The organism is Pseudoalteromonas sp. Z1A6, from assembly GCF_011378745.1.
Classification (GTDB): Bacteria; Pseudomonadota; Gammaproteobacteria; order Enterobacterales; family Alteromonadaceae; genus Pseudoalteromonas; species Pseudoalteromonas arctica.
In genome coordinates, this window is record NZ_WTKW01000240.1 from 1 (window position 1) to 6,593 (window position 6,593).

Genomic DNA, 6,593 nt, shown 5'->3' on the forward strand with positions numbered 1-6,593 from the left:
CTACATAATTTAATCATGTAGGCTTTTATAATATCTTTTCAAATAGTGGCTTAGAGCTAGGGCCTGCTGACCTTCCGTGGTTGAATTTACAGCAGTATGTTTGGTTTTTAGGCAAGGCAGAGCTTGTGTAGTGTGGTTATTCCCCATAAATAGGCGATAACGCAGCATAAATACCAAACATGCGCTGCCCTTTGGGTTCTTTCTAGGGACGATTAACTCTTTGTTGCTCGATTTTTACTTAGCCCACTAGGTTACAAACCTCGCGCCGCGATTAAACCGCCCCTAGATTGAACAAATTTCAACCCGCAAAGTTCAACACGCCCTAGTCTTGTGTAACTAAACGCCTGCCGCTAAAAGCATGCATAAGCGTTCTACCATCTACTAAATCAAGCTCGCCCCCCACAGGAATACCGTGAGCAATACGCGAAGCACCTACTTTATATTTATGACAAAGCTGAGCAATATAATGAGCAGTAGTGTCGCCTTCAACGGTAGGGTTAGTCGCTAAAATAACCTCATTAATACCGCCTTGAGCAAGTTTTTGCTCTAAAACATCTAAGCCAATTTCTTTAGGGCCGATACCGTCAATTGGCGATAAATGACCCATTAAAACAAAGTATAGCCCTAAGTACTGACCCGTTTGCTCAATTGCAAGCACGTCAGTAGGCGATTCAACAACACATAATATGCCGCTGTCTTGGCGTTTTGTACTTAAACAAATATCGCACTGAGCTTGTTCGCAAAAAGTACGACAAGACCGACAATGCCCTATGGCTGTCATTGCTTTAGTCAATGCATTACCAAGCTGAGTGCCTCCCTTTCGGTCGCGCTCAAGCAAGTGAAAAGCAATACGTTGCGCTGACTTTGGACCAATGCCCGGTTGACAGCGCAGTGCTTCTATAAGCTGATTTAAACTATCTGAAAGTTGCATTATTTACTTAAAACGGCATTTTCATACCTGGTGGTAATTGCATACCGCCAGTTACTTTACCCATGCGCTCTTGTGTTTCTTCTGCAACACGGCGTACAGCATCGTTACATGCTGCTGCAAGTAAGTCTTCAATCATGTCTTTGTCGTCTTCCATAAGGCTTTCATCAAGCTGAACACGACGTACATTGTGGTTACCAAGCATGGTTACTTTAACTAAACCGGCACCGGCTTCGCCAACAACTTCTAATGTTGCGATTTCGTCTTGGGCTTTTTGCATGCGATCTTGCATTTGCTGCGCTTGCTTCATCATGTTGCCCATTCCACCTTTAAACATAACTTTCTCTCTTTCTTTTAATACATTAATTAACATGAACATAAGGGCGATTGTAAGTAATTACAATGCCTGAATACTGTTTTCGTCAATTTCGGCGCTAAATACTTGCTGAAATTGTACTATGTTTTCATCAGATGTGATCACATCGATTGCTTGTTGATGACGACCTGCATCAATTTTTTGCTGAATAAGATAAGGAGAGTCAATAACTCCCTTAGCAAAATTAATACTTAACGACACCTTATGCTCATAAATACTCGACAATGCGGCATCTAATCTTTGGCGAAGCATCGGTGTATCTAAATGCTTTTGTGATTCATCAACGTCTATATGTAAACTGTTGCCTTGCTTGGTAAATATTGAATGCAATGCAAATTGGCGCATACGACCACCCAGTCCCATACGTTTAATTAAATAAGCCCATTCATCTTGTTGATGTGCAAATCTAATTTCACTAATTGGGCTTTGAAAATCATCAGGGGCAGGAATACTTACTTCCTCTGGCACTATTTCAGGCGCTTTTTGAGGGTTTATTTGCTCAAGTAATTCTGGCGCAAGATTTTCAGTAATTTTTTGGTGCTTTGCTTTAAAATCAATCTTACTAGTTGGCTTTATGTTGGAGTGATTATGTGCCTGAGTTTGGCCCCCTGTTACTGGGAACTCATGCTTTTTTTCACTCTCACCTTCGCTATCAGTTGCCCAAGGAGGGATATCGCCAGACGCATTACCTGAAGGGCTATTAAGCTCACTTGCACTTGTATCTGCACTACCTTGATGAACACTTTGGGCTTTAGGCATTCTTGGATGCTGTTCTGGCTTTTTAGCAGGCGCTTGGCTTGGCTGCACTGCTACATTATTTGCAGATGTACTTGTACTCTTGCCTGATAACCTACCCGCACCCGATATGTTTCTGTCGCGTAAAATACGAGCAATGGCAGATTGCGCCTGCGCTTCTTGTTCAGCTATTGGCGTACTTGCATTGTGATTTGTTAAGGGCTCTGGTGAAGACTCTGAGTTTGCAGTAGGTGCAGGTTTAAAACCCTGATCTACAGCGCTACTCATTATATCATCAAACTGCGAAGCTAACGTTTGCTCAGCATCACTATGTTGCATGTAAGCTTCATCTTCACTTTGGCGCTGGGCTTGAGCATCCGAAACAACATTGGTTTGTGATTGCTCATTAGCTGAAGCCTGTTGCTCAATAGCGTTTTCACTTTGTTGAACCGGTTGCTCTACTGCAACTTGGGTTGGCTCATTATTACTTTGTACGACATCATTATTCAATGTCTGAGCGGCAACATTTGGTAAAGGCTCTATCTCAAGGGATTTAGGCTGCTCTGTATTGCTAACTGGCTTAGTATTATTTACAGGGACACTACTTTGGCTAGCTACAGTGTTTTGCGATGTTTTATTTTTATTTAATATATCTCGCAGTGCATTTGCGCGGCCTTGTTTATTTGGGGCCGGCTCTTCGTTTACTGTGTGTACAGTTTGTTGAGCGTCTGTAGGCTTAAATGCTAATAATCTTAGCATTATCATTTCAAAACCTAAACGAGGCTCTGGTGCCCATTGTAAATCTTTTTTACCATTTAACAGTAACTGATAATAAATTTGAATTTGTTGTGGGCTCGTATGTTGTGCAACATGAGCAATATAATCTACATTTTTTTCATCTAGCCCTGCCGCTTCTGGCACTAACTGGGTTAGTTGGGTCAAATGCGTAAGTGCAATTAAATCATCAAGCAATGCAACATAATTAGGATTACGACTTGCCACCTGTGCAATCTCATCCATTAGCGCAGCGCCATCTTGTGCAAGTAATGCTGCAAGCAAGCTTTGGCTATAATGAGTATCCATTAAACCAAGCATTGTTTGTACTGCTTGATTATTAATATCACCATTTGTTTGTGCAATAGCTTGGTCAGTTAAGCTAAGCGCATCACGCATACTGCCATCAGCGGCTTTTGAAATAATGCTAAGTGCATCAGTGTCAAAGCTAAGCTGCTCTTGAGTAAGTACGTGTTCAAGCTGTGTTTTAATTTCACTTTGCGACAAGGCATTTAGGTTGAATTGTAAACAGCGAGATAAAATAGTAACTGGTAGTTTTTGAGGATCGGTCGTCGCCAATAAAAATTTCACATGCTCTGGTGGCTCTTCAAGCGTTTTCAAAAGCGCATTAAAGCTGTGCTTAGAAAGCATGTGAACTTCATCGATTAGGTATACTTTATAACGTCCACGTGTTGGTGCATATTGAACGTTATCGAGTATTTCGCGGGTGTCTTCTACTTTTGTACGAGAAGCCGCATCTATTTCGAGTAAGTCAATGTAGCGCCCTGCTTCTATATCTAAACAGCTGCTACATTGGCCACACGGATTTGCAGATATACCTTCGTCGCAATTTAAGCTTTTAGCAAAAATACGCGCAATAGTGGTTTTACCTACACCGCGGGTTCCAGTGAATAAATAAGCGTGATGCAGTCTATTTTGTGTAAGCGCATTTACAAGCGCTTGCTTAACATGAGACTGCCCAACCAATTCATGAAAGGTTTGAGGACGCCATTTTCTCGCTAGAACCTGATAACTCATCGATTACTCGCCTTCGAATTCAACCAATTTTAGAATTTTAATACCCATTTTTTTGATGCGCTGCTCGCCACCAAGTTCTGGTAGTGATACAACAAATGCAGCATCTGTGGCTTCGCCACCTAGTTTATGAACTAATTTAGCTGTGGCTTCAATTGTGCCGCCAGTTGCTAATAAGTCATCAACTAATAATACTTTATCGCCAGGTACAATTGCATCAACATGCAGCTCTAGCGTGTCTTCACCGTACTCAAGTAAGTAATCTTGACGAATAACTTCGCGTGGTAACTTACCTGGTTTACGAACTGGAATAAACGGAATGCCTAATGCGTAAGACAGCGGCGCACCAAAAATAAAGCCACGTGATTCTGTGCCAATTATTTTAGTAAAACCCTGATCTTTATATTCTGCGATAAACGCGTCAATAGTTGCTTTAAAGGCTTCTGGATTTGCCATTAAAGTGGTTACATCGCGAAACATGATGCCCGGCTTTGGATAATCAGCAATTGTAGTTATGCTGTTTTTGATAATTGCTGGTGTTACTTGAGTCATAATTTTAACTGCTCAATTGTTTATATTACAAAGCAGGTGATTATAACCTTAACTAACCTTTAATTGCGAGTTTGGCGTTACTATAAAAGAAGTATTAACTATGGGGGGTAATTAAAATAAAGTGGTTCAAGGCTGAAGTAAGCAACAGCCTTAATAAACGCTATGCATTTTAAGTTAAGCTAGTGATCCAGCCTAATATTGCATTTAAACAACCAATCCCTGCAAATACAGCTAAGAAAGCAAGAAAATAAGTAGCGTTGAACGGATCTTTAAAGTCTTTATCATCTGACATTGGTACAACCTTTTATTAAGCACGACAAATAAGGCTGCCATAATAGACGATGTAAAATCATCAATAAAGACCTTAATCTTGATTTTTTGTCACAATTACACCGCGTTCAACCATTGCATTGAGGGTAACCAATGCGCCTTGAGCAATTTGATCTGCATTAAACTGTGGTGCATGAGCGAATACCTGTTGGCAAACGTCGTCAAATGTCGCTCCATCACTTGCCTCAATAATTGATAGTAACAAAGCAGTCATCGCATTCGTAGCCAGAAATTGAACGTCATCATCTTCATCTCTATATACAACAAAATAATTAGGCTGAGGTGATGGCTCTTTTGGTTTAAAGTGATTGCTAATATTTTGAACCGGAAATTGATAACTTAAATTTCTTGCCGTTTTCGATAAATACAAAGCAGAACTAGTAAGCGCTGTTGTTTGTAATTTTTGCTCTTGCTCATCTTCGTGTGCAATCGATACATCTAGCTCTACCCATTCATAATGTGCAAGTTCTAGCATAAACACGGGATCGTATCTTTTCATTTTATAATCACTTGATAAGTAATTAATAAACTCCCCTGCTATATCTAAAAAGTACGGCGAATGACAATCATATTCGCTAAAAAATTGGCGTACAAGGACCAGCCATTGCTTGTCTGTATATAAGGTTTTTAATACCGGAAAACCTGATGATATAAAACCTTCAATGTTATTAAAAAATAGGTCGCGATAAATGGCCATACGTCGGTCTTCGATACCGCTGGGCTTTTTATTTTTTTTAGGCTCGCGAATATGCGCCATAAATTCGTTTTGTATTTCAATAAAGCTCATAACCAGGCACTCTTTTAATATTTATAAAGGCTTATTAAGCTCGTTGTTTTGAAACCATTGAAGTAATGTGTTTAGCTTGTAGCTCATGAATTATATCTAACTCTTTGGTTAAAATATTCATTGTAGGGATATTAAAATCGCGCTCAAGCAAGGTTGGAAATACGCCATGCACTTTATATGCTTTATCCAGTAGCTCCCACACAGGATCAATGACATCAGCACCATGTGTGTCCACTATTAAGTCATCAGCCTCATTATAATGGCCTGCAACGTGCCCATAGGCAATACGATTAGAGGGTAACCCAGTTAAAAACGCTTGTGCGTTATAGCCATGATTAATCGAATTCACATAAATGTTATTCACATCCAGTAAAAGCTTGCAGTCTGCTTGCTCTAAAATGGTATTTGTAAATTCCAGCTCTGATAATTGCTGTCCAGGAGCGCCATAATAGGAAACATTTTCTATCGCAATTTGCTGCTCAAGTATGTCTTGTACTTGTTTAATGCGAGGGACAACATGTGCTATAGCATCTTGTGTAAACGGAATAGGCATTAAGTCATACATATGGCCTGTACCAGAGCAGTAACTTAAGTGCTCACTAAAGATTTTTATATTGTGCTCTTCAAAAAAAACTTTTAAAGACTTAACAAATTCAACATCCAGTGGTTCGGGTGAACCGATAGACAGTGATAATCCATGACACACAAAATTGTTTGCATCTGTTAATGTTCTAAATTGCTTTTTAAAGCGCCCACCTAGTTTTAACCAGTTCTCTGGTGCAACTTCCAAAAAATCTACTTGATTAGGTACGTGTTCAAGCAGTTCATCAAGCATTTCTCGTCGTAGGCCAAGGCCCACCATCCCGAAATCTGTACTCTGGATTTGTGTCATAACTACCTCTAACTTATCAAAAAAGGGCCTTAAGGCCCTTTTAGCATAACTTATTTAGAATAAGATATTAACGACCGCCACATTTACCTTCGCCGCACTTACCTTCTTTTTTAGTTTTTTTAGAATCGCCGCCGCATTTACCTTCACCACATTTGCCTTCTGTTTTAGCTTTTGCATCTTTTGC

Annotated in this window: 7 protein-coding genes; all 7 read right to left on the minus strand. The window is 40.0% G+C overall.

The genetic code is table 11. The annotated features are described in order from the left end of the window. Positions 1-322: 322 nt before the first annotated feature. On the minus strand, positions 323-931 hold the full coding sequence (gene recR, locus GQR46_RS14245) for a recombination mediator RecR (protein WP_165728228.1): 609 nt from the start codon (positions 929-931) through the stop codon (positions 323-325). Positions 932-938: 7 nt separating this feature from the next. After that, on the minus strand, positions 939-1,265 hold the full coding sequence (locus GQR46_RS14250) for a YbaB/EbfC family nucleoid-associated protein (RefSeq protein WP_002962306.1): 327 nt from the start codon (positions 1,263-1,265) through the stop codon (positions 939-941). Positions 1,266-1,325: 60 nt separating this feature from the next. Then, positions 1,326-3,851, minus strand: a complete 2,526-nt coding sequence (gene dnaX / locus GQR46_RS14255) for a DNA polymerase III subunit gamma/tau (protein ID WP_165741290.1) — start codon at positions 3,849-3,851, stop codon at positions 1,326-1,328. A 3-nt stretch (positions 3,852-3,854) separates the two neighbouring features. Beyond that, a complete protein-coding gene (gene apt / locus GQR46_RS14260; protein ID WP_007584093.1) occupies positions 3,855-4,400 on the minus strand; it encodes an adenine phosphoribosyltransferase in 546 nt (181 codons plus the stop codon). Between the two features lie 169 nt (positions 4,401-4,569). Continuing rightward, positions 4,570-4,692, minus strand: coding sequence for a hypothetical protein (locus GQR46_RS20790; protein ID WP_002962301.1), 123 nt, complete (start codon positions 4,690-4,692; stop codon positions 4,570-4,572). 72 nt (positions 4,693-4,764) lie between these two features. Then, positions 4,765-5,517 (minus strand): putative DNA-binding domain-containing protein, encoded by a 753-nt coding sequence (locus tag GQR46_RS14265; protein WP_165728226.1) that lies wholly within the window; start codon positions 5,515-5,517, stop codon positions 4,765-4,767. 34 nt (positions 5,518-5,551) lie between these two features. After that, the gene (locus tag GQR46_RS14270) at positions 5,552-6,409 is read right to left on the minus strand and encodes a DUF692 domain-containing protein (protein WP_165728225.1); all 858 of its coding nucleotides are present in this window, start codon (positions 6,407-6,409) and stop codon (positions 5,552-5,554) included. Between the last annotated feature and the right edge of the window lie 184 nt (positions 6,410-6,593).